The organism is Paraburkholderia sp. PAMB 6770 (assembly GCF_057748135.1).
Genome location: NZ_CM173238.1, coordinates 3192327 through 3215734 on the forward strand (window position 1 = coordinate 3192327; position 23408 = coordinate 3215734).

The 23408-nt window shown below is 66.7% G+C and carries 23 protein-coding genes; 14 read left to right on the plus strand and 9 right to left on the minus strand.

Annotated elements, in window-relative coordinates; translation table 11 throughout:
• Nucleotides 1-73: 73 nt before the first annotated feature.
• Nucleotides 74-532, plus strand: a complete 459-nt coding sequence (locus AC3AP7_RS14380; protein ID WP_475761849.1) for an Lrp/AsnC family transcriptional regulator — start codon at nucleotides 74-76, stop codon at nucleotides 530-532.
• A 62-nt stretch (nucleotides 533-594) separates the two neighbouring features.
• Here the strand turns inward: AC3AP7_RS14380 and AC3AP7_RS14385 are convergent, their stop codons facing one another.
• Both AC3AP7_RS14385 and AC3AP7_RS14390 read right to left on the minus strand, forming a co-directional pair.
• On the minus strand, nucleotides 595-1107 hold the full coding sequence (locus AC3AP7_RS14385) for a single-stranded DNA-binding protein (protein WP_475767920.1): 513 nt from the start codon (nucleotides 1105-1107) through the stop codon (nucleotides 595-597).
• 120 nt (nucleotides 1108-1227) lie between these two features.
• The gene (locus tag AC3AP7_RS14390; RefSeq protein WP_475761846.1) at nucleotides 1228-2388 is read right to left on the minus strand and encodes an MFS transporter; all 1161 of its coding nucleotides are present in this window, start codon (nucleotides 2386-2388) and stop codon (nucleotides 1228-1230) included.
• Between the two features lie 265 nt (nucleotides 2389-2653).
• Here AC3AP7_RS14390 and uvrA point away from each other — a divergent pair, with 265 nt between their 5' ends.
• Both uvrA and AC3AP7_RS14400 read left to right on the plus strand, forming a co-directional pair.
• Nucleotides 2654-5530: an excinuclease ABC subunit UvrA gene (gene uvrA / locus AC3AP7_RS14395; RefSeq protein WP_475761844.1), complete on the plus strand. Its 2877-nt coding sequence runs from the start codon at nucleotides 2654-2656 to the stop codon at nucleotides 5528-5530.
• A gap of 34 nt (nucleotides 5531-5564) precedes the next feature.
• Nucleotides 5565-6650, plus strand: a complete 1086-nt coding sequence (locus AC3AP7_RS14400) for an AI-2E family transporter (RefSeq protein WP_475761842.1) — start codon at nucleotides 5565-5567, stop codon at nucleotides 6648-6650.
• A 67-nt stretch (nucleotides 6651-6717) separates the two neighbouring features.
• Here AC3AP7_RS14400 and purU read toward each other — a convergent pair whose 3' ends face one another.
• The 5 genes from purU to AC3AP7_RS14425 form a co-directional block, all read right to left on the minus strand.
• On the minus strand, nucleotides 6718-7587 hold the full coding sequence (gene purU / locus AC3AP7_RS14405) for a formyltetrahydrofolate deformylase (protein ID WP_475761840.1): 870 nt from the start codon (nucleotides 7585-7587) through the stop codon (nucleotides 6718-6720).
• A 55-nt stretch (nucleotides 7588-7642) separates the two neighbouring features.
• Nucleotides 7643-8491, minus strand: coding sequence for an NUDIX hydrolase (locus AC3AP7_RS14410; protein ID WP_475761838.1), 849 nt, complete (start codon nucleotides 8489-8491; stop codon nucleotides 7643-7645).
• A 24-nt stretch (nucleotides 8492-8515) separates the two neighbouring features.
• Nucleotides 8516-9130, minus strand: a complete 615-nt coding sequence (locus AC3AP7_RS14415) for a LysE family translocator (protein WP_475761836.1) — start codon at nucleotides 9128-9130, stop codon at nucleotides 8516-8518.
• Between the two features lie 56 nt (nucleotides 9131-9186).
• Nucleotides 9187-9753 (minus strand): adenine phosphoribosyltransferase, encoded by a 567-nt coding sequence (locus tag AC3AP7_RS14420; protein ID WP_475761834.1) that lies wholly within the window; start codon nucleotides 9751-9753, stop codon nucleotides 9187-9189.
• Nucleotides 9754-9848: 95 nt separating this feature from the next.
• A complete protein-coding gene (locus tag AC3AP7_RS14425; protein ID WP_475761831.1) occupies nucleotides 9849-11849 on the minus strand; it encodes a monovalent cation:proton antiporter family protein in 2001 nt (666 codons plus the stop codon).
• Nucleotides 11850-11984: 135 nt separating this feature from the next.
• On the opposite strand from AC3AP7_RS14425, the gene kdsD reads away from it, so the two are divergent.
• From kdsD to AC3AP7_RS14480, 11 genes are all read left to right on the plus strand, one after another.
• Nucleotides 11985-12968, plus strand: coding sequence for an arabinose 5-phosphate isomerase KdsD (kdsD, locus tag AC3AP7_RS14430; RefSeq protein ID WP_475761829.1), 984 nt, complete (start codon nucleotides 11985-11987; stop codon nucleotides 12966-12968).
• Nucleotides 12968-13531 carry a KdsC family phosphatase gene (locus AC3AP7_RS14435; RefSeq protein WP_475761827.1) on the plus strand — a complete coding sequence of 188 codons (564 nt, stop codon included), beginning with the start codon at nucleotides 12968-12970 and terminating at the stop codon, nucleotides 13529-13531. The genes kdsD and AC3AP7_RS14435 overlap by 1 nt, the downstream gene beginning before the upstream one ends.
• Nucleotides 13528-14127, plus strand: coding sequence for an LPS export ABC transporter periplasmic protein LptC (gene lptC / locus AC3AP7_RS14440; protein WP_475761825.1), 600 nt, complete (start codon nucleotides 13528-13530; stop codon nucleotides 14125-14127). The genes AC3AP7_RS14435 and lptC overlap by 4 nt, the downstream gene beginning before the upstream one ends.
• A 33-nt stretch (nucleotides 14128-14160) precedes the next feature.
• Nucleotides 14161-14832 carry a lipopolysaccharide transport periplasmic protein LptA gene (gene lptA / locus AC3AP7_RS14445; RefSeq protein WP_475761823.1) on the plus strand — a complete coding sequence of 224 codons (672 nt, stop codon included), beginning with the start codon at nucleotides 14161-14163 and terminating at the stop codon, nucleotides 14830-14832.
• A 23-nt stretch (nucleotides 14833-14855) separates the two neighbouring features.
• Nucleotides 14856-15623 (plus strand): LPS export ABC transporter ATP-binding protein, encoded by a 768-nt coding sequence (gene lptB / locus AC3AP7_RS14450; protein ID WP_475767918.1) that lies wholly within the window; start codon nucleotides 14856-14858, stop codon nucleotides 15621-15623.
• Between the two features lie 201 nt (nucleotides 15624-15824).
• On the plus strand, nucleotides 15825-17333 hold the full coding sequence (locus AC3AP7_RS14455; protein ID WP_475761820.1) for an RNA polymerase factor sigma-54: 1509 nt from the start codon (nucleotides 15825-15827) through the stop codon (nucleotides 17331-17333).
• Nucleotides 17334-17500: 167 nt separating this feature from the next.
• Complete coding sequence (gene hpf / locus AC3AP7_RS14460) at nucleotides 17501-17860, plus strand: ribosome hibernation-promoting factor, HPF/YfiA family (protein WP_475761818.1); 360 nt, start codon at nucleotides 17501-17503, stop codon at nucleotides 17858-17860.
• A gap of 289 nt (nucleotides 17861-18149) precedes the next feature.
• A complete protein-coding gene (gene ptsN, locus AC3AP7_RS14465) occupies nucleotides 18150-18665 on the plus strand; it encodes a PTS IIA-like nitrogen regulatory protein PtsN (RefSeq protein ID WP_475761816.1) in 516 nt (171 codons plus the stop codon).
• A gap of 105 nt (nucleotides 18666-18770) precedes the next feature.
• A complete protein-coding gene (gene hprK / locus AC3AP7_RS14470) occupies nucleotides 18771-19739 on the plus strand; it encodes an HPr(Ser) kinase/phosphatase (RefSeq protein ID WP_475761814.1) in 969 nt (322 codons plus the stop codon).
• Nucleotides 19740-19812: 73 nt separating this feature from the next.
• Complete coding sequence (gene rapZ / locus AC3AP7_RS14475) at nucleotides 19813-20700, plus strand: RNase adapter RapZ (RefSeq protein ID WP_475761811.1); 888 nt, start codon at nucleotides 19813-19815, stop codon at nucleotides 20698-20700.
• Nucleotides 20701-20739: 39 nt separating this feature from the next.
• Complete coding sequence (locus AC3AP7_RS14480; RefSeq protein WP_475761809.1) at nucleotides 20740-21372, plus strand: LON peptidase substrate-binding domain-containing protein; 633 nt, start codon at nucleotides 20740-20742, stop codon at nucleotides 21370-21372.
• A 22-nt stretch (nucleotides 21373-21394) separates the two neighbouring features.
• On the opposite strand, the gene mutY is transcribed toward AC3AP7_RS14480, so the two are convergent.
• Both mutY and mutM read right to left on the minus strand, forming a co-directional pair.
• Nucleotides 21395-22555: an A/G-specific adenine glycosylase gene (gene mutY / locus AC3AP7_RS14485; protein ID WP_475761807.1), complete on the minus strand. Its 1161-nt coding sequence runs from the start codon at nucleotides 22553-22555 to the stop codon at nucleotides 21395-21397.
• A 7-nt stretch (nucleotides 22556-22562) separates the two neighbouring features.
• Entirely contained in the window at nucleotides 22563-23393 is an 831-nt protein-coding gene (mutM, locus tag AC3AP7_RS14490; RefSeq protein ID WP_475761805.1) for a bifunctional DNA-formamidopyrimidine glycosylase/DNA-(apurinic or apyrimidinic site) lyase, read from the minus strand.
• Nucleotides 23394-23408: the final 15 nt, after the last annotated feature.

Sequence of the window (23408 nt, forward strand, 5' to 3'; positions counted from 1 at the left end):
TTCCCAGAAGCTTTATCTGTAAAATCCCGATTCTGAAAACGATTCTTTTGCCGCCGTGCTGCTGGAGCGCCTCATGAACCTGGACGCAATTGATCGCCGCATCTTGCGCGCGGTACGCAGCGAAGGCCGACTACCCAACGCGAAACTCGCAGAACGCGTGGGCTTGTCCGCAACGCCGTGCTGGAACCGGGTGCGCGCACTCGAAGAAGCAGGGGTAATCGAAGGCTACGCCGCGTTGCTGAACCAGAAGGCACTGGGCCTGCCGGATACCGTCATCATCGAGGTGACGCTCGACAGACATGACGAGCGCACGCTGGAGCGCTTCGGCGAAGCGCTCGCGGACCTGCCCGAGGTTGTCGAGGCGTTTCTCGTGTCCGGCGAATACGACTACCTGATCAAGGTCGCCGTGGCCGGCACCGAGGGTTACGAATCGTTCCTGCGCCGCAAGCTGTATCGGCTTCCGGGCTTCCAGAACAGCCGCTCGATCTTCGCGCTGCGCTGCCTGAAGCGGGCGGTGTCGGTCGAGCCGTAGGAGGAAAGAAAAACCCCGCCATCGAGGCGGGGTTTTTCTTTGCAGCTTCTGCTTGCGGGCGCCTAAAACGGAATATCGTCATCCATCTCATCAAACCCGCCGCCGGCCGGCGCGCTCGGCCGGCTGGCCGCACCGCCACCGCCACGCGGGGCACCGCCGCCCGACGCTGCGCGCGCACCGCCGCTGCGTTCAGCCGGTTCGCGGCTGTAGCCGCCGTCGTCGCCGCCGCCCATCGAACTGCTGCGGCCGCCAAGCATCTGCATCTGGTCCGCGACGATTTCGGTGGAGTACCGGTCCGTGCCGTCCTGCGCCTGCCATTTGCGGGTACGGATACGGCCTTCGATATAGACGGACGAGCCTTTCTTCAGGTATTCGTTGACGATTTCCGCCAGGCGGCCGAAAAACGCCACGCGGTGCCATTCGGTGGCTTCCTTCATCTCGCCCGACGCCTTGTCCTTGTAACGATCCGTCGTCGCCAGGCGAATGTTCGCCACAGCGTCGCCGCTCGGCAGATAGCGGACCTCCGGATCGGCGCCAAGATTGCCGACGAGAATGACCTTGTTCACGGATGCCATGTGTTTCTCCTGTTCAATCCAGTGCGGGCGGCGCAGCACGACGCGGCCCCGCTGTCACGGCCGCCGCGGCCGCCACGTCCGGGATCCGGACTGCGTCCCGGCAGGCCGCCTGCGCGTGTCTTACGCCTTCCTGAGTGGCGGCTGCTTCATGTTCGCCGCGATTATAAGCCAGCAGAACACCAGCCCCGAGCACGCGAAAAACACGATGCTGTCCCCGCTCGTTTTCAGCAGCCAGCCGCCGATCACGCCGCCCATTGCCAGCCCGATCGACTGGGTCGTGTTGTATACGCCGGTGGCCGCACCCTTGCGCGAGCCCGGTGCGAGCTTGGACACGAGCGACGGCTGCGAAGCCTCCAGAATATTGAAGCCGAGGAAGTAGACAAAAAGAATCCCCGCCACGCTCAGAATGGTATGGGGTGCGACGCCCAGCAGCAACTGGCCGATCAGGATAAGACCGACGGCGCTCACGAGCACGGCCTTCATCTTGCCGCGCTTTTCCGCCGCGATGATGGCCGGCACCATCAGCACAAACGACAGCCCCATCACCGGCAGATACACCTTCCAGTGCGAGGCGACCGGCAAGCCGCTCGCCACGAGAATGCGCGGTACGACGAGAAACAGCGCAGTCTGCGTCGCGTGCAGCACCAGCACGCCGAAATTCAGACGCAGCAGTTCGACGTTGTGCAGCACCTCCTTGAACGGCGCGCGCACATGCGTGGGCCGCGGCGCGTCCGGCACGATCCAGAACACCACGCCGATCGCGACGATCGCCAGCACGCCCACCAGCGTGAACAGGCCGCTCATGCCGACCCAGTGGAACACGATCGGCGCGCCGACGATCGCCACCGCGAACGACATGCCGATGCTGCCGCCGACCATCGCCATGGCCTTCGTGCGGTGCTCTTCGGCGGTCAGGTCCGCGACGAACGCAAGTACCGCCGAGGACACCGCGCCCATCCCCTGGATCACCCGGCCGACGATGATCCACTCGATGTTCGGCGCCGCCGCGGCCACGAAGCTGCCGATCGCGAAGATCGCAAGGCCCGCCGCGATCACCGGCTTGCGCCCGATCCTGTCGGACACCCAGCCATAAAAAATGTACAGCAGCGATTGCGTAAGGCCGTATGCCCCCAGCGCGACGCCCACGAGAAATACGTCGTCGCCGCCCGGAATCGTTTTCGCGTAGACCGAAAACACCGGCATGATCATGAACAGGCCCAGCATGCGCAGCGCGAAGATCGACGCGAGCGACGCGGTCGCGCGCATTTCGGACGGGCTCATGCGGGAAGATGTTGCGGACGAAGAGGAGGACATCGGATGCGTGGGTTGAATGAACGGGCCACCTGCCGCACGACGGCACAGGCGGGTCGTGGTTTCGACACGCCGCCACATTGAAAGGTCGCTTTCGAAGGCCCTTCATCGCGGCGCCGGGCCACTGCGGCGCGCGTCGCCACGCACCTTGCCGTGCATGGCCAGCAGCCGGAACAGCGGCCTTGAAAAGTCGTTATAGTAGCAGGTTTAGCCTCTTCTTCTTTCCGCCAGGTTCATGGAACACATCCGGATCCGTGGGGCCCGTACCCACAACCTGAAGAACGTCAACCTCGACCTGCCGCGCCACCAGCTCATCGTGATCACCGGCCTGTCCGGGTCGGGCAAATCGTCGCTCGCGTTCGATACGCTGTATGCCGAAGGGCAGCGCCGCTACGTCGAAAGCCTGTCCGCGTACGCCCGGCAGTTCCTGCAACTGATGGAAAAGCCCGACGTCGATCTGATCGAAGGCCTGTCGCCGGCAATCTCGATCGAGCAGAAGGCCACGTCGCACAATCCGCGCTCGACGGTCGGCACCGTCACCGAGATCCACGACTACCTGCGCCTGCTGTTCGCGCGGGTCGGCACGCCCTACTGCCCGGACCACGACATCCCGCTCGAGGCGCAAAGCGTCTCGCAGATGGTCGACGCCGCGCTCGCGCTGCCGGAGGACACGAAGCTGATGATCCTCGCGCCGGTCGTCACGAACCGCAAGGGCGAGCACGCGGAACTGTTCGACGACATGCAGACGCAGGGTTTCGTGCGCTTCCGGGTCCGCTCGGGCGGCGGCACCGCGAATGAAGGCGTCGCGCAGATCCACGACGTCGATACGCTGCCGAAGCTGAAAAAGAACGACAAGCACTCGATCGACGTCGTCGTCGACCGCCTGAAGGTGCGCGCCGACATGAAGCAGCGCCTCGCCGAATCGTTCGAAACCGCGCTGCGGCTCGCCGACGGCCGCGCGATCGCGCTCGAAATGGACAGCGAGCGCGAGCATCTGTTCAGCTCGAAGTTTGCGTGCCCGGTCTGCTCGTACTCGCTGCAGGAGCTCGAACCGCGCCTGTTCTCGTTCAACAATCCGATGGGGGCGTGCCCCGAGTGCGACGGGCTCGGCCAGATCACGTTCTTCGATCCGAAGCGCGTCGTCGCGCATCCGTCGCTGTCGCTCGCGGCCGGCGCGGTGAAGGGCTGGGACCGGCGCAACCAGTTCTACTTCCAGATGCTGCAAAGTCTCGCGGCATTCTACGAATTCGACGTCGAGCAGGCCTTCGAGGACCTGCCGGAAAAGATCCGCAAGATCCTGCTGTACGGCTCGGGCAAGCAGATGATCCCGTTTTCGTACATCAACGAGCGCGGCCGCGCGTCGGTGCGCGAGCATGTGTTCGAAGGCATCATCCCGAACCTCGAGCGGCGCTATCGCGAGACCGATTCGGTCGCGGTGCGCGAGGAGCTCGCGAAGTACCAGAACAACCAGCCCTGCCCCGCCTGCGACGGCACGCGTCTGCGGCGCGAGGCGCGCTTCGTGCGCATCGGCGCGGACGGGGCCGCGCGCGGCATCTTCGAAATCAGCGGCTGGCCGCTGCGCGATGCGCTCGGCTATTTCCAGACGCTGCGTCTGGAAGGCGCAAAACGCGAGATCGCCGACAAGGTGGTCAAGGAGATCGTCGCGCGGCTGATGTTCCTGAACAACGTCGGGCTCGACTATCTTTCGCTCGAACGCAGCGCGGAGACGCTCTCGGGCGGCGAAGCGCAGCGCATCCGGCTCGCGTCGCAGATCGGCTCGGGGCTCACCGGCGTCATGTACGTGCTCGACGAGCCGTCGATCGGCCTGCACCAGCGCGACAACGACCGGCTCATCTCGACGCTCAAGCACCTGCGCGATCTCGGCAACTCGGTGATCGTCGTCGAGCACGACGAGGACATGATCCGCATGGCCGACTACGTGGTCGACATGGGCCCCGGCGCGGGCGAGCACGGCGGCATGGTGATCGCCGAAGGCACGCCGAGGCAGATCGAGGCCGATGCGGCTTCGATCACCGGCCAGTATCTCGCGGGCGCGCGCCGCATCGACTACCCGGACGAGCGCAAGGCCCCGGACGAGCGCAGCCTGCGGATCGTCGAGGCCTACGGCAACAACCTGCGCCGCGTCACGCTCGACCTGCCGGTCGGGCTGCTCACCTGCGTGACGGGCGTGTCGGGCTCGGGCAAGTCCACGCTGATCAACGACACGCTCTACCATGCGGTCGCGCGCCATCTGTACGGTTCGTCGGCGGAGCCCGCGCCGTTCGAGGCGATCGAAGGCCTCGATCACTTCGACAAGGTGATCAACGTCGACCAGTCGCCGATCGGCCGCACGCCGCGCTCGAATCCGGCCACCTACACCGGCGTGTTCACGCCGATCCGCGAGCTGTTCGCCGGCGTGCCGGCCGCGCGCGAGCGCGGCTACGATCCAGGCCGCTTCTCGTTCAACGTGAAGGGCGGGCGCTGCGAAGCCTGCCAGGGCGACGGCATGCTGAAGGTGGAAATGCACTTCCTGCCCGACGTCTACGTGCCGTGCGACGTCTGCCACGGCAAGCGCTACAACCGCGAAACGCTCGAAGTGCAGTACAAGGGCAAGAACATCAGCGAGGTGCTGGAGCTGACCGTCGAGGCCGCGCACGAATTCTTCCGGCCGGTGCCGGTCGTCGCGCGCAAGCTGAAGACGCTGCTCGACGTCGGGCTCGGCTACATCCGGCTCGGCCAGTCCGCCACCACGCTCTCCGGCGGCGAGGCGCAGCGCGTGAAGCTGTCGCTCGAACTGAGCAAGCGCGACACCGGCCGCACGCTGTACATTCTCGACGAGCCGACCACCGGTCTGCACTTCCACGACATCGCGCTGCTGCTCGAAGTCATCCACCGTTTGCGCGATCAGGGCAACACGGTCGTGATCATCGAGCATAATCTGGATGTCATCAAAACCGCCGACTGGGTGATCGACCTCGGTCCGGAAGGCGGTGCCGGCGGCGGTCAGATCATTGCCCAGGGCACGCCCGAGCAGGTCGCCCGCTCGAAGGCCAGTTTTACCGGCAGGTACCTCGCGCCGCTGCTCAAGCGCGACGCCGCCGCGCAACAGTAACGCCGCACCCGCGGTCTGGAAATGGAAACGCGCGATGACCCAGCGTAACGAGGCGCCCGAAGAAAAGCCCGTGCAGGACCTGCGCCCGCGCCCGGTCAGGCTGACGAGCGACATGAGCCTGCCGAAGCTGTCCGCGGTGGAAACCGGCAGCTACGTGGTGATGCTCGCCGGCATGTGGGCCGTGCTGCAACTCAAGCTGCTCGGCGCGCTGCTCGCCGGGCTGCTCGTCTATCAGCTGATCCAGACCATCGCGCCGCGCATCGAGCGTCATATGCCGGGCCGGCGGGCTCGCTGGCTGGCGGTCGTGCTGCTGTCGGCGGTGATCGTCGGCGCGCTGACCGGCCTCGTGATCGGCCTGATCGACCACTTCGAGGGCGACGTGCCGGACGTGCAGAAGCTGCTCAACCAGGCGATGCAGCTGATCGACGAGGCACGCGACCGGATCCCGCAGTTCGTCGCCAACTACCTGCCGGTCGACGCCGACCAGATGAAGGCGCGCGCCGCTCAGCTGATGCAGACGCATGCGGGAATGCTGCAGCAAGGCGGCAAGAACATCGCGCGCATGTTCACGCACATTGTGATCGGCATGATCATCGGCGCGATCGTCGCCATCGGCGCGCAGCGGCAATCGCAGCGGCTGCCGCTGTCGACGGCGTTCGTCAGCCGCGTGGCCCGCTTCTCGGACGCGTTTCGCCGCATCGTGTTTGCGCAGGTCAAGATTTCGGCGCTCAACGCGGTGTTCACCGGCCTGTTCCTGCTGGTGTTCCTGCCGCTCTTTCACGACCGGCTGCCGCTTGCCAAGACGCTGGTGCTGATTACCTTCATCGTCGGCCTGCTGCCGGTGATCGGCAATCTGATCTCGAACACGATCATCGTCGCAGTGGCGCTGTCGGTGAGCTTTCCGGCCGCCGCGATGTCGCTCGCGTTCCTGATCCTGATCCACAAGCTCGAATACTTCCTGAACGCGCGGATCATCGGCGGACAGATCGAGGCGCGCGCGTGGGAGCTGCTGATCGCCATGCTCGTGATGGAGGCCGCGTTCGGCCTCCAGGGGGTGATCGCCGCGCCGATTTTCTACGCGTACATCAAGCGCGAACTGATCTATCTGCGGCTGGTGTGAGCCCGACCGGGCCCACACACGCATAAGCGCACGCATACGCGCACGCATACGCATACGCGCCCGCGGGCTAGCGGAACACCACCGTCTTGCTGCCGTTCAGCACGACGCGATGCTCGACGTGCCATTTCACCGCGCGCGCGAGCGTCACGCACTCGACGTCGCGGCCGATCGCGGTCAGTTGATCCGGCGTCATGCTGTGGTCGACGCGCTCCACTTCCTGCTCGATGATCGGCCCTTCGTCGAGATCCGTCGTGACGTAGTGCGCGGTCGCGCCAATCAGCTTCACGCCGCGATCGAACGCCTGATAGTACGGCTTCGCGCCCTTGAAGCTCGGCAGGAACGAATGGTGGATGTTGATCGCGCGGCCCGCGAGGCGCTCGCACAACTGCGGCGACAGAATCTGCATGTAGCGCGCCAGCACCACCAGATCCGCCTGGTGATCGGCGATCACTTCGAGCACGCGCGCTTCCTGGGCCGCTTTCGCATCCGGCGTACCGGCCAGCAGCGGAAAATGGTGGAACGGAATGTCGTAGCTCGCGGCAAGCTGATAGAAGTCCTTGTGATTCGAGATGATCGCCGGAATCTCGATCGCGAGCTGACCGGTGCGATAGCGGAACAGCAGGTCGTTCAGGCAGTGGCCGATCTTCGACACCATGATGACGACGCGCGGCTTCACGTTCGCGTCGTGCATCTCCCAGCGCATGCCGAACTCGTCGGCAAGCGCCGCGAACGACGCGCGCAGCGCGTCGAGTCCCGGATCGCCGCCCACCTGCTGGAAGTGCACGCGCATGAAGAATTCGCCGGTGCGGCTGTCGCCGAACTGCGCGGAATCGAGAATGTTGCTGCCCCGCTCGTACAGGAAGCCCGAGACCGCATGGACGATGCCGGGCCGGTCGGCGCACGACAGTTTGAGAATAAAGCTGTGATCGGTCGACATGACCTGGGTGACTCCCTTCTACAGTCCGAAATTCCGAAATGGGATGCGCAGCGCTTCAGCCCGGCTGCGGCGGCGCAAACAGCGCATCGATGCCTTCGCAGGCCTGCGGATCGATCCAGCGCCGGCGCAGCAGGCAGTCGAGCGTCGCGAGGCTTGCGTCGACCGTCAGCGCATTCTCCTCGATCCAGTTCGCCACTTCGTCGATGCGCGCGAGCCGGTGCTCGCCCACTTCGCCGTCCTGATTGCACGGCGCGAAATCGGCAGGCAGCGCGAGATCGTAGACGAAGATCTGCTCGGCCTGCGTGCCTTCCGGCAGCGACTGCAGCACGTGCACGGTCCGCCCGGGCGTCGCGCGCGACGCGATCGGCGCGGGGATGCCGGCCTCTTCCCAGCACTCCTTGACGATCGTCTCCGCGATGCCGAAACCCCAGCCGATGCCGCCCGCGACCACGTTGTCGAGCATGCCGGGATCGGTCGCCTTGGTCGGGCTGCGGCGCGCGATCCACAGCAGCGGTGCGCGATCCGCGTATTCTACGACGCCGTTCAGATGCACCGCGTAGGTCATCGTGCCGAAGAAGCGCGACGCCGCGCGCTCGATATAGGCGAGCGGCGCCACGTCGAACGCATTGCGGATCGCGTACGTCTCGTCGCGCCAGCCGGGAATCCGCCCGTCGGCGGCCAGCGCGCCGATGACCGCGCCGAGCGCCGCGCTGCGCGCATCGAGCGTGTCGAAGCGCGGCGACAGCGTGACGCCGGCCGCATCGATCGCGAATACGTCCGGCCAGCGCGCGAGCAGCGGCACGTCCGCCGCGCGGATCCAGCCGACCGGCTCGGCGCCGATCACGAAGGGCCGGTGGGCGCGCGCCTCGAAGCGGCGCGCGGCAGTGATGCAAGGCAAGGTCATCGGGGCAGCCTCCAAGCGCGGTGTCTAGTCGCGCAGCGCGACGCGGATGCCGATCGCAATGAACGTCGCACCCGCCAGCCGGTCGAGCCAGACGCCGACGCGCGGACGGCGCTTCAGCCACTCGCCGATCGCGCCCGCGCAGACGCCGAACAGCGAAAACACGACAACCGTCTGCAGCATGAACAGCAGCCCGAGTTCGAGCATCTGCAGCGTGACGTTCTGCATGCCGTGCGGCTCGACGAACTGCGGCAGGAACACGAGAAAGAACAGCGTGACCTTCGGGTTCATCATGTTGCCCAGCACGCTCTGGCGAAACACCGTGCGCAGCGGCTGCGCCGCGCGCGCGTGCGCGGTCGCGAGACCGTTGCTGCGCAGCGCCTTGATGCCGATCCAGATCAGGTACACGGCGCCCGCATACCTGATGCACTGGAACGCGAGCGGCGAGGAACGCAGCACGGCCGCCACGCCGAGCGCGGCGAGCGTCGTATGGAACGTGATGCCGGCCGCGAACCCGAGCGCCGCCACGAGCCCGGCGGCGCGGCCCTGGGCAATGCCGCGCGCGAGCACCTGCAGGTTGTCGGGGCCGGGGGCCAGCGTGATCGCCACCGAGGTGGCAAGAAACAGCGCGAAATTGGGCATGATGACGTGCGCGTCGCAAGGAGCAGGAACCGGCGTGCAGGCGCGCCGGGCGCGATTCAGTGGCCGCTGAACGCGGTCACCGTGAACAGCGGCAGGCCGGCCGCGCGCAGCAGCTTCGAGCCGCCGAGCTCCGGCAGGTCGATGATCGCCGCGCCCTCGACCACCACGGCGCCGAGCCGGTCGAGCAGGTTCTTGCCGGCCATCATCGTGCCGCCGGTCGCGATCAGATCGTCGACGATCACGATGCGGTCGCCGGCCGAACAGGCGTCCGCGTGAATCTCGACCGTCGCGTTGCCGTACTCCAGTTCGTACGACTGCGCCTCGGTCCGGTACGGCAGCTTGCCCTGCTTGCGGATCGGGATGAAGCCGATGTTCAGCTCATACGCGAGCACCGGCCCGATGATGAAGCCGCGCGCGTCGAGCCCGGCGATATAGTCGAGCTTCGCGTCGAGGTAGCGGTGCACGAACAGGTCGATCAGGATGCGAAACGTCTTCGGATGCTGCAGCAGCGGCGTGATGTCGCGAAACTGCACGCCCGGCTGCGGCCAGTCCGGCACCGTGCGGATCTGGCTGTGGATGTAACCGGCCGCGTCGAGCGGCGCGCCCGAAAGCGCATTGGACATGATGACTCCCGGCGGATCCGTGGGATCCGGAAAAAGGGCTGAAATCTCGAACGCGGCCGCCGCGGCGAGCACGGCGCCGCGCGCGGCGCCGCCCGTCAGGCCGCCGCGCCGCCCCGGCGATGCCGGGACAGGCGCTCCTCGGCGGTAGCCAGCGCTTCGGGCAGGCCGCGCAGCACGACGATGTCGCTTGCGCGCAGCCGTGTCGACGGATCCGGCTCGACGCCGCGGATGCCGTGGCGGCGGATCGCCGTCACCTCGACGCCGATCTCGAACAGCCCCACTTCGGAGAGCGTGCGGCCCACCGCGTCCGCGTTTTCGTCGACCGGCACCGATTGTAGTCGCACCTGCTCGTGACTGTCGTCGTCGCCGATGTCGTCGGCGCCGTGAAAGTAGCCGCGCAGCAGACTATACCGCGCGTCGCGCATCTCCTCGACGCGCCGCACGACGCGGCGCATCGGCACGCCCATCAGCACGAGCGTGTGCGACGCGAGCATCAGGCTGCCCTCGACGATCTCCGGGATCACCTCGGTTGCGCCGGCGGCGAGCAGCTTTTCCAGATCGGCATCGTCGACCGTGCGCACGATCGCCGGCAGCGCGGGTTCGAGCTCGTGCACGTTGTGCAGCACGCGCAGCGCGGACGGCGTGTTCGCGTAGGTGATCGCGACCGCGGCCGCGCGATGGATGCCCGCCGCGAGCAGCGACTCGCGCCGCGCCGCGTCGCCGAACACCACCGATTCGCCGGCCGCCGCGGCCGCCGCGACGCGATCCGGGTCGAGGTCGAGCGCGACGTACGACAGGCCCTCCTGTTCCAGCATGCGCGCGAGGTTCTGGCCGGAGCGGCCATAGCCGCAAATGATCGTATGGCCGCTTTGCTTGAGGCTCTGTGTCGCGATGCGCGTCATCTGCAGCGACTGCATCATCCATTCGCTCGACGACAGGCGCAGCACGATCCGGTCCGCGTTCTGGATCAGGAACGGCGCGGCAAGCATCGACAGCAGCATCGCGGCGAGAATCGCCTGCAGCAGCGTCGCGTCCACCAGATGCTTGTCGCGGATCAGGTTCAGCAGCACGAAGCCGAACTCGCCCGCCTGCGCGAGCCCGAGCCCGGTGCGCATCGCGACGCCCGGCGCCGCGCCGAACAGGCGTGCAAGCGCGGTGATCATCACCGCTTTCAGCAGGATCGGTCCGACGAGGAACGCCAGCACGATGAACGGGTGCGTCCAGATCACCTTCGGGCTCAGCAGCATGCCGGTGGTCACGAAGAAGAGCCCGAGCAGCACGTCGCGAAACGGCTTGATGTCCTCCTCCACCTGATGCCGGTACGGCGTCTCGGCGATCAGCATGCCCGCGATGAACGCGCCGAGCGCGAGCGACAGCCCGAACTTGTCCGTGACGAACGCCGCGCCGAGCGTCACGAGCAGCAGGTTCAGCACGAACAGTTCCTGCGAGCGGCGCCGCGCGACCACGTTGAACCAGCGCGTCATGAAGCGCTGCCCGACGATCAGAAGCAGCGCGAGCGCGACGACGATCTTCACCGCCGCGAGACCGAGCGCGACCATCAGATCCTTCGACGTGCCGCCGAGCGCGGAGATGATGATCAGCAGCGGCACCACGGCCAGATCCTGGAACAGCAGCACCCCGAAGATGTTGCGGCCGTGCTCCGTCTCGATCTCGAGACGCTCGGCGAGCAGCTTGCTCACGATCGCGGTCGACGACATCGCGAGCGCGCTGCCGAGCGCGACGCTGCCCTGCCACGTGATGTGCACCCAGCGCTGGAGCACGAAACCGAGCCCCACCGCGACGCCGACCGTGCCGAGCACCTGCAGCAGCCCGAGACCGAACACGAGGCGGCGCATCGTGCGCAGCTTGGCGAGCGAAAACTCGAGCCCGATCGAAAACATCAGGAACACGACGCCGAACTCGGCGAGATTCTGCGCGCCGCCGGTGTCCGGCACGATGCCCAGCGCATGCGGCCCGACGACGATGCCGACGGTCAGATAGCCGAGCATCGGCGGTAAATTGAGATAACGGAAAACAACGACGCCCACCACTGAGGCCAGCAGCAAAAACAGCGTCATTTCGAGCGGGGAAATCATCCGAAAGCGTCCCGGTTCGTCGTCGATACCGTCACACGCAAACCGCCGTGCGACAAGGCTGAAGGGCCGAAGAAAGCGGCGGCCGGGCACGCGCGGCCCGGCGCGGCGAACACACGCCTTTGCTATACTCCGCGCATGATAGCGAAAATCAATGGCGACCGGGCGCTCGCGCTGGCCCGGAACGTGCTCGACATCGAAGCGGACGCGGTACGCGCGCTGCAACATCAGCTCGACGACGACTTCGTCGAGGCAATCGATTTCATCCTGAGCTGCCGCGGACGCGTCGTCGTCTCCGGTATCGGCAAATCCGGCCATGTGGCGCGCAAGCTGGCGGCAACGTTCGCGAGCACCGGCACGCCCGCGTTTTTCGTGCATCCGGCCGAAGCGAGCCACGGCGACCTCGGCATGGTCACCGCGGACGACGTGTTCGTCGCGCTCTCCAACTCCGGCGAATCCGACGAGCTGATCGCGATCCTGCCCCTCATCAAGCGGCTCGGCGCGCGGCTGATCGCGATCACCGGCAAGCCGGCGTCGAGCCTCGCGCGGCTCGCGGACGTGCATCTGAACGCCGGCGTGGCGAAAGAAGCCTGCCCGATGAATCTGGCCCCGACCGCCAGCACCACCGCCGCGCTCGCGCTCGGCGACGCGCTCGCGGTGGCCGTGCTCGACGCGCGCGGCTTCGGCCCCGACGACTTCGCGCGCTCGCACCCGGGCGGCGCGCTCGGCCGCCGGCTGCTCACCTACGTGCGCGACGTGATGCGCACCGGCGACCAGGTGCCGATGGTCGCGCCCGAAGCCACCGTGCGCGACGCGCTGTTCCAGCTTACGGCCAAACGGATGGGCATGACCGCGATCGTCGACACCGCGCAGCGCGTGATGGGCATCTTCACCGACGGCGACCTGCGCCGCGTGCTCGAGCGCACCGGCGACTTCCGCGCGCTGCCGATCGCCGACGTGATGACGCACGGTCCGCGCACGATCGGCCCCGACCAGCTCGCCGTCGAGGCGGTGGAACTGATGGAGCGCCACCGGATCAATCAGATGCTGGTCGTCGACGCGCAAGGCAAGCTGATCGGCGCGCTCAACATGCACGACCTGTTCTCGAAGAAGGTGATCTGATGGCCGCTGCGCCCCTAACCGCCACCGACCGCGCCCGGCGCGTGAAGCTGATGATTTTCGACGTCGACGGCGTGCTGACCGACGGCGGGCTGCTGTTCACGGCCGAAGGCGACACGATGAAAGCCTTCAATTCGATGGACGGCCACGGCGCAAAACTGCTGCGCCTCGCCGGCATCGACACGGCGATCATCACCGGGCGCCAGTCGGGCATCGTCGCGGTGCGCGCGCGCGAACTGAAGGTCACGCACCTGTACCAGGGCGTCGAGAACAAGCCGGAAGCCCTGGCCGACCTGCTCGCGAAGACCGGCCTCGCCCCGGAAGACTGCGGCTACATGGGCGACGACTGGGTCGATCTCGCGGTGATGCTGAAGGTCGGCTTCGCCGCCGCGCCGGCCAACTCGCACCCCGAGGTCATCGCCCGCGCGCACTGGGTCAGCGAGGCGCGCGGCGGCCACGGTGCGGTCCGCGAAGTCTGCGACGCGCTGCTGCGCGCGCAGAACCGCTACGACGCGCTGCTCGCGGCGGCGTGCAGCGGCGAAGCGCCGCGGGGCCTCGTCGGATGAACCAGTTCCGCCTGAGCCTGACTTCGCTGATCCCGCTCATCGCGATGGCCGCGCTCGCGGGCATCACGTGGTGGCTGCTGCAGGCGACCCGCCCGCCGCCGCACGAGGGAGAAATCAAGCCGAAGGCGCACACGCCCGACTATTTCGCCGACGACCTCTCGGTGACCGAACTCGACGAATCCGGCGCGACGCAGTACCGGCTCACCGCCGAGCGCCTCACCCATTACGAGGACAACGCGCTCAGCGACCTCGTGAAACCGGCGATCCGCGCGTTCCAGCCCGGCAGGCCGGTGGTCACGGCCACCGGCGACACCGGCACGGTGAACGGCGACGCGTCGATCGTCGATCTGTACGGCAACGCGCGCATCGTTCGCGCGGCCGGCGACGGCGACCCACGCATGCAGGCCGATTCGACCCATTTCCGGGTGCTCGTGAACGACGATGTGATCGAGACCGAAAAGCCGGTTAAACTTCAGCGCGGCCTGTCCATCATGACCGCCGACGGCATGAACTACAACAACGTCACCCGGGTCATGCAGCTCTTCGGCAATGTCCGCGGCGCAATCGCCGCGTCCGACGCGTCCGGTGGCTCGTGAGTCGACCCGGGTAATCCCAACCAGCGTGACCGCATGAACGAATCGTTCCCCCGTTTTGAAACCGGCCGCGCGCGCCTGCGCGCCGCGTGGCGCGCCGCACTGGCCGCGCTGCTGGTCGCGTTGCCGCTCGCCGGCTTCGCGCCGCTGGCGCACGCCGAGCGCGCCGACAAGGACAAGCCGCTGAACATCGAGGCGGACAACATGACATACGACGATCTGAAGCAGGTGACGATCTTCACCGGCCACGTCGTCGCCACCAAGGGTACGATCGTGATCAAGGCGGACCGCGTCGAAGTCCGCCAGGATCCGCAGGGCTACCAGTACGCGACCGGCACGTCGAGCGACGGCCGCCTGTCGTACTTCCGGCAGAAGCGCGAGGGCGTGGACGAATACGTCGAGGGCACCGCGGTGCGCATCGACTACGACGGCAAGCGCGACTTCACGACGCTCACCACGGACGCCACCGTCAACCGCCTGCAGGGGCTGTCGACGATCCTCGACACCGTTCACGGCAGCGTGATCACGTACGACGGCCAGAACGATTTCTATACGGCGAAGTCGGGCAAGGATGTCGCCGGCCCCGGCAACCCGCACGGCCGCGTGCGCGCGATGCTCTCGCCGCGCACCGGCGGCGCCGCGCCGCTGTCCGGCGGGCCGGCCGCGCTCGCGCCGTCCACCTCGCTGAAGGGAGCGCCGAGCCCGTGAACGCCGCCGCCAATCCGCCGCCCCTGTCGCCGCGCAATCCGGCGGGCACCAGCAGCTCGCTCGTGGTGCGCAACCTGAAAAAGCGCTACGGTTCGCGTACCGTCGTCAAGGACGTTTCGCTCGACGTCAAAAGCGGCGAAGTGGTCGGCCTGCTCGGCCCGAACGGCGCCGGCAAGACCACGTCGTTCTACATGATCGTCGGCCTTGTGCCGCTCGATGCCGGCGAAATCGTGCTCGACGGCAAGTCGATCAGCCTGCTGCCGATCCACAAGCGCGCATCGCTCGGGCTGTCCTATCTGCCGCAGGAAGCGTCGGTGTTCCGCAAGCTGAGCGTCGAGGAAAACATCCGCGCGGTGCTCGAACTGCAGCATGACGAAAACGGCAAGCGGCTCGCGAAGGATGCGCTCGCCGCGCGCACCGAGGCCCTGCTCGACGAGCTGCAGATCGGCCATCTGCGCGGCAATCCGGCGCTCTCGCTGTCGGGCGGCGAGCGCCGCCGCGTCGAGATCGCGCGCGCGCTCGCCACCAATCCGAGCTTCATCCTGCTCGACGAGCCGTTTGCCGGCGTCGACCCGATCGCCGTGCTGGAAATCCAGAAGATCGTCCGCTTCCTGAAGCAGCGCAATATCGGCGTGCTGATCACGGACCACAACGTGCGCGAAACGCTCGGCATCTGCGACCACGCGTACATCATCAGCGACGGCTCGGTGCTCGCCGCCGGCGCGCCGGGCGAGATCATCGAAAACGAGAACGTGCGCCGCGTCTATCTCGGCGAACACTTTCGCATGTAAGCCGTTGTCGCCGGGCGAAGCGGCGGGCCGCCGCGCCCCGCCCGCCTCGCCGGCGCGGCCGTCCGCACCGCGGGGCCACGCCCCGCGCCGTGGCCCCGCCCGCCTCGCGCGCGCCGCGTCCCTCCCCCGCAAGCATGTCGTTGCGAGTCCCGCAAGGTATCGCGGTCGTGGCAAACTCTTTACAATGATTCTCAACCTGCCATGAAAGCCAGCCTCCAACTCCGCCTGTCGCAGCATCTTGCGCTGACCCCACAACTGCAGCAGTCCATCCGGCTGCTGCAGTTGTCGACGCTTGAACTGCAACAGGAAGTCGCCACGGCGATCGCGCAGAATCCGCTGCTGGAAAACGAGGACGACTGGATCGCAAGCCCGCTGCGCGTCGCGGCCGACGGCTCGGTGATCGCACAGGCGCCGCAGGCGTCGATGCCCGAGCCGGTGAGCGGCCCTGCCTCGTCATCAAGCGGGGCCGAATCAGCCGAAAACGGCGAGCCGCAAGGCGTCGACGAGTACAACGGCCTCGCCGCCGACGGCAACGGCGACGCGAGCCAATGGAATCTGGACGACTACGGCCGCTCCGGCAACGCATCCGACGACGACGACCTGCCGCCGCTGCAGATTCACGAGTCCAGCACGTCGCTGCGCGATCACCTGATGGCGCAGCTGCGCGTCACCGCCGCCGGCCAGCGCGACCGCGCACTGATTACGTTCCTGATCGAATCGCTCGACGACGACGGTTACCTGAGCGCCACCTTCGACGAAGTGCTGGCCGACCTGCCCGAGGAACTCGAAGTCGACACGGACGAACTCAGCGCGGCGCTCGCGCTGCTGCACAGCTTCGATCCGGCCGGCGTCGGGGCCCGCTCGGCCTCCGAGTGCCTGAAGCTGCAGCTCTTGCGCCTCGATGCCACGCCGACCCGCTCCCTCGCGCTCGACATCGTCGCCCACCATCTGGAACTGCTCGCCGCGCGCGACTTCACGCGCCTGCGCAAGCATCTGAAGGCGAACGACGACGAACTGCGCGACGCGCACGACCTGATCCGCTCGCTCGAACCGTTTCCCGGCGCCGCGTACGGCAAGGCCGAAGCGGACTACGTGGTGCCTGACATCATGGTGCGCAAGACCGCGCAGGGCTGGCAGGCCGAACTGAACCCCGAGGTGGTGCCGAAGCTGCGGATCAATCACCTTTACGCGAACATCCTGCGCAACAACCGCGGCGACCCGGGCAGCGGCTCGTTGCGCCAGCAACTGCAGGAGGCGCGCTGGCTCATCAAGAACATCCAGCAGCGCTTCGAGACGATCCTGCGCGTCGCGCAGGCCATCGTCGAGCGTCAGAAGAGCTTCTTCGTGCATGGGGAAATTGCCATGCGGCCCTTGGTTTTGCGAGAAATTGCTGATACGCTGGGCCTACACGAATCGACTGTCTCGCGTGTGACAACCGGTAAATACATGCTGACCCCTTTCGGGACACTTGAATTTAAGTACTTCTTCGGATCACACGTTTCAACGGACACGGGCGGCGCGGCTTCTTCAACCGCGATTCGTGCACTCATCAAGCAACTGATAGGAGCGGAAGACACGAAATCTCCTCTTTCGGACAGCCGCATAGCCGAACTGCTCGCGGAGCAGGGATTCGTGGTCGCACGGCGCACCGTTGCGAAATACCGTGAAGCCCTGAAAATTCCGGCAGTGAACCTGCGCAAGTCTCTTTAGCCCGCCGCTTTCCGCGGTAGGCATTTTCCGGCCGCTCCGCGCGTTGGCGGACAGGCCGGCCGATGCGACCTGCCAGTAGTCAGTCAACGGGGAACGACACAGGCGAGCCGACCGACCGGTACTGCTCTTTCGTACGGATCAAGTGGCCAATTGCTTGGAGAAGCACTATGAATCTGCAGATCAGTGGACACCATCTCGAAGTAACGCCAGCGTTGCGCGAATACGTGATCACCAAACTGGACAGGGTGCTAAGACATTTCGATCAGGTGATCGATGGCAGTGTTGTCCTCTCGGTCGACAACCACAAGGAAAAAGAAAAGAGGCAGAAGGTTGAGATCAACCTTCATCTGAAAGGCAAGGACATCTTCGTCGAGAGCTGCGACGGCGACCTGTACGCCGCCATCGATCTGATGATCGACAAGCTCGACCGGCAGGTGATTCGTCACAAGGACCGGCTGCAGGGTCATCAGCACGAAGCGATCAAGCATCAGCCGGTGGGGGCGCAGCTCGAAGTTCCCCCGCAATAGCACGAATTAGAAGGATTTCCTCACGACACGAAGCCGCCCGCCAACGGGCGGCTTTTTCGTTAGGCGCGGCCGGCCGTCCCACCGGCGCGGCGCAGGCGAGCCCTTCGCTGCATCTGCGGCCGTGCGGCGCGTGCATGGCGCGCCGCACCATCGAACGCCACCCTGATCTATAATGACCCGGTTAATATCGGGGTCCATTGGGGGGCCCTCGGGGTCCATCGGGGTCAAATCGGCGGGAGTCCTGCGCTTCGCAGATTGCCGTCCAAGTCGTTGTGAGCACCGCGCAAACATGCAGCATCCCACCTACGCCACAACGAGGAGCGTTCAGGCCACGTTTTCGCCTGCCAATATGAATCGTTTAGCCAAAATTCTTCCGCTTGAAAACGTCGTCGTCGGCCTGTCGGTCACCAGCAAAAAGCGTGTTTTCGAGCAAGCGGGCCTGATTTTCGAAAACCAGAACGGCATCGCCCGCAGCACGGTCACGGACAACCTGTTCGCCCGCGAGCGGCTCGGTTCCACCGGGCTCGGCGAAGGCGTCGCGATTCCGCACGGCCGGATCAAAGGTCTGAAGCAGCCGCTCGCCGCGTTCGTGCGCCTTGCCGAACCGATCCCGTTCGAGTCGCCCGACGGCCAGCCGGTTTCGCTGCTGATCTTCCTGCTGGTGCCGGAACAGGCCACCCAGCAGCACCTCGAAATCCTGTCGGAAATCGCCCAGTTGCTGTCCGACCGCGATACCCGGGAGCGGCTGCAAACGGAAGAAAACGCCGAAGCATTGCATCGGCTGCTCACTCAGTGGCAACCTTGATGCGTCGGGCGCGCGTGTGCGCCGCGCGCGTGTGCGCCGCGCGCGCGGCCGCGCTCGGGCAGCTCGCCTGAGCCGGATAACGGCTCAATCTGGAGTCAGGGATTCATGGATACGTCCAGCATCAACGCCCAAAGCATCTTCGACGACAACGCCGCTGCGCTCAAGCTCAGCTGGCTGACCGGGCACGAAGGCTGGGAGCGGGGTTTTTCAGCGGAGACTGTCGCGAACGCGACATCGAGCGCCGACCTCGTGGGCCACCTGAACCTGATTCACCCGAACCGGATCCAGGTGCTCGGCGAAGCCGAGGTCGAGTACTACCAGCGCCAATCGGACGAAGACCGTTCGCGGCACATGGCCGAACTCATCGCGCTCGAACCACCTTTCCTGGTCGTCGCGGGCGGCGTCGCGGCCCCGCCCGAACTGGTGCTGCGCTGTACACGCTCGTCGACCCCGCTCTTCACAACGCCGATGTCGGCCGCCGCGGTCATCGACAGCCTGCGTCTGTACATGTCGCGCATCCTCGCCCCGCGGGCGACGCTGCACGGCGTGTTTCTCGACATCCTCGGCATGGGTGTGCTGCTCACCGGCGACTCCGGTCTCGGCAAGAGCGAACTCGGCCTCGAACTGATCAGCCGCGGCCACGGCCTCGTCGCCGACGACGCGGTGGATTTCGTGCGGCTCGGGCCGGACTTTGTCGAAGGGCGTTGCCCGCCGCTGCTGCAGAATCTGCTCGAAGTCCGCGGCCTAGGCCTGCTCGACATCAAGACGATCTTCGGCGAAACCGCCGTGCGGCGCAAAATGAAGCTGAAGCTGATCGTGCAACTGGTGCGCCGCCCCGACGGCGAATTCCAGCGGCTGCCGCTCGAAAGCCAGACGGTCGACGTGCTGGGGCTGCCGATCAGCAAGGTCACCATTCAGGTGGCGGCCGGCCGCAACCTCGCGGTGCTGGTCGAAGCGGCCGTGCGCAATACGATCCTGCAGTTGCGCGGCATCGACACGCTGCGCGACTTCATGGACCGCCAGCGGCTCGCGATGCAGGATCCGGACAGCCAGTTTCCCGGCAAGCTGATCTAGGCGCAGGCGCGCCCGGCGCGGAGCGCGCCCCCGGACCAGATGCTATGATAAGGCCAACTGATTTCGGCCCACCATGCGCATCATCCTGATCACCGGCATCTCCGGCTCCGGCAAATCCGTGGCGCTGAACGCGCTCGAAGACTCAGGCTACTACTGCGTCGACAATCTGCCGCCGCGCATTCTGCCGCAGCTTGCCGCCTATCTCGCCGAAGACGGCAAGGAGCGCCTCGCGGTCGCCATCGACGCCCGTTCGAGCGCATCGCTCGACGAAATGCCGGCGATCATCCGCGACCTCTCGCAACGGCACGACGTCCGGGTGCTGTTCCTGAATGCGAGCACCCAGGCGCTGATCCAGCGCTTTTCGGAAACGCGACGCCGCCATCCGCTGTCCGGGCCGCCCTTCGCGGACGCCGACGTGCTGAGTTCGCTCGAAGAAGCCATCGAGCGCGAACGCGACCTCGTTGCCAGCCTCGCCGAATTCGGCCATCAGATCGACACCAGCAACCTGCGCGCAAACGTGCTGCGCGCGTGGGTCAAGCGCTTCATCGAAGACGAGCGCGCCGGTCTCGTGCTGATGTTCGAATCGTTCGGCTTCAAGCGCGGCGTACCGCTCGACGCGGATCTGGTGTTCGACGTGCGCACGCTGCCCAACCCGTACTACGACCACGAATTGCGCCCGCTCACCGGACTCGACCAGCCGGTGATCGACTTTCTCGGCGCGCTGCCGGTCGTGCAGGACCTGATCGGCGACATCGAGGCCTTCCTGCAGAAATGGCTCCCCCATTTTCGCGACGACAACCGCAGCTATCTGACCGTCGCAATCGGCTGTACCGGGGGCCAGCACCGTTCGGTGTTCATCGCGGAGACGCTGGCTGCGCGTCTGTCGAACACGGCCAACGTCATCGTGCGGCATCGCGATGCACCGATCGACGTCGGCGAGTCGTCCAAGCTGGTCGCTTAACCGGCCGCATCGCGCGGCCTTAACCGTAAGCGTTGCGCCATGTCCACTGCTGCCGTGCTTGCCGATCTGCCGCTTTTTCCGCTGCATACGGTGCTGTTTCCCGACGGGCTGCTGCCCTTGAAGATCTTCGAGGCTCGCTACCTGGACATGGTGCGCAACTGTCTGCGCGAAAGCGCGCCGTTCGGCGTGTGCCTGCTCAAGAGCGGCGGCGAGGTCGCGCATGCGCAGGAGCCCGCGGTGCCGGAGAGCATCGGGTGCCTCGCCCGGATCGAACAGTGCGATGTCGAAGCCTTCGGCATGCTGCTGATCCGCACACGCGGCACGCGGCGCTTCCGGCTGCTGTCGCACCGCGCCGAAGCGGACGGGTTGCTGGTCGGCATGGCCGAGCCGCTGCCGGACGACCGCCCGCTCGACGACGAGGAGCGGCTCGCGAAGTTCGGCGCCTGCGCCGAAGTGCTCGAACGCATCATTGCAGCCATCCGCGAGCGCGATCAGGACGGCCTGCCGTTTGCCGAGCCGTTCCGGCTCGACGATCCGACGTGGGTGTCGAACCGCCTGTCGGAAGTGCTGCCGATCCCGCTGCGCGCTCGTCAGGCATTGATGGAATTGACCGATGCGGGCACCCGCATCGATCTCGTCCATCATTACATGCAGCAGCACCAGTTGCTCTGAGCACACCCCGCGCGCCGCGGCGCTACAGCAGCGAACCCTGCAGCCCGTCCAGCAGCTTGCGCACGGGCGCCGGCACACCGTATGCGTCGATATCGCGCAGCGCGACCCACGCGGTCTGCGCATCGCCGGCTTCCACGGCCCCCGCCGACGCGGCGTCCGTCGCCGGCGCGAGTTCTGCCATGCGCGGCTCGATATCGAGCCTGAAATGCGTGAACGTGTGCGTGAGCGAGGCGAGCGGCGCAAGCGGCGCCGCGCCGCCGAAGGCGCGCACGCGCTCGGCGAGCGAACGCTCGTCGGCCGCCTCCGGCAGGCTCCACAACCCGCCCCAGATGCCCGACGGCGGCCGCTTCTCAAGCAGCACCTCGTCGCCGTCGCGCAGCACCAGCATCCACGTGCGGCGGGTCGGCACGGCTTTTTTCGGCCGCGCGGCGGGCAGCGCGCGCTGCCGGCCGGTCGTGTGCGCGACGCAATCGGGTGCGAACGGACAACGCGCGCAATCGGGCTTGCCGCGCACGCACAGCGTGGCGCCGAGGTCCATCAGGCCCTGGGTGTATGCGCTCACCGCGTCGCTGCTCGCCTCGGCCGGCAGAAGCGATTCGGCAAGCGTCCACATCGCGTTCTCGACACGCTTCTCGCCGGGAAAGCCTTCGATGCCGAACACGCGCGCGAGCACGCGCTTCACATTGCCATCGAGAATCGTCGCGCGCGCGCCGAATGCAAACGACGCGATCGCCGCCGCGGTCGAACGCCCGATGCCCGGCAGTTCGGCCAGCGCCTCGACCGCTTCGGGAAACGCGCCGCCATGCCGCTCGACCACCGTCTGCGCGCAGCGGTGCAGGTTGCGGGCGCGCGAGTAATAGCCGAGACCGGCCCAGAGCGCCATCACGTCGTCGAGCGGCGCCGCGGCAAGCGCGGCGACGTCGGGAAAGCGCGCCAGAAAGCGTGCGTAGTAAGGAATCACAGTGCCGACCTGGGTCTGCTGCAGCATGATCTCCGATAGCCAGATGCGGTACGCGTCGCGGGTATTCTGCCAGGGCAGGTCATGGCGTCCGTGCGCGCGCTGCCATGCGATCAGGCGCGTCGAGAAGTCGGGCAGAACGCCGGCAGCGGTAGCGGCGGTAGCGGCGGTAGCAGCGGCCGTGGCGGCCGTGGCGGCCGGAGGCGGTGTCAAACGGGAAGGCATGAGGAGTCTAGCGCTGGCAGGTTGGGCAGTAGTAGGTCGAGCGCTGGCCTTGCACGATCTGGCGTACCGGCGTCGCGCACACGCGGCACGGCAGGCCCGCGCGATCGTAGACGAAGTAATCGAGCTGAAAGTAGCCGCTTGCGCCGTCGCTGCCGACGAAATCGCGCAACGTGCTGCCGCCTTTCTCGATGGCGGCCGCGAGCGTCGCGCGCACCGCGTCGGCAAGCCGCTCGTAACGCGCGAGCGAGACACGGCCCGCCGGCGTCGTGGGCCGGATGCCGGCGCGAAACAGGCTTTCGGACGCGTAAATGTTGCCCACGCCGACGACGATCTCGCCCGCGAGCAGCGCCTGCTTGACCGACACGGTGCGCCCGCGCGTGAGCCGGTACATCAGCGCGCCGGAAAAGGCCGGCGAAAAAGGCTCGACGCCGAGCGCGGCGAGCAGCGGATGCGCGAGCACGTCGCCGGCCGCACGCGGATGCCACAACACGGCGCCGAAGCGCCGCGGATCACGGTAGCGCAGCACGAAACCGTCGAAGATCCAGTCCACGTGATCGTGCTTCGCCGCGGCCAGCAGCGCAGCTGAGCCCTGCAGCACGCGCAGCGTCCCGGTCATGCCGAGATGAACGATGAACCAGCCGGCGTCGGTTTCGAACAGCAGATACTTGCCGCGCCGCTCGACGGTGCGAATCACGTGTCCCTGCAAGGTTCCCGCAAGCTCGGGCGGAACCGGCCAGCGCAGCGCGGCCGTGCGCACGTCGACGCGCTCGACGCGGCGTCCGCGAACGTACGGTTCGACTCCCCTTCGGGTAACCTCAACTTCTGGCAACTCTGGCATGTCTAACTGGTCTGC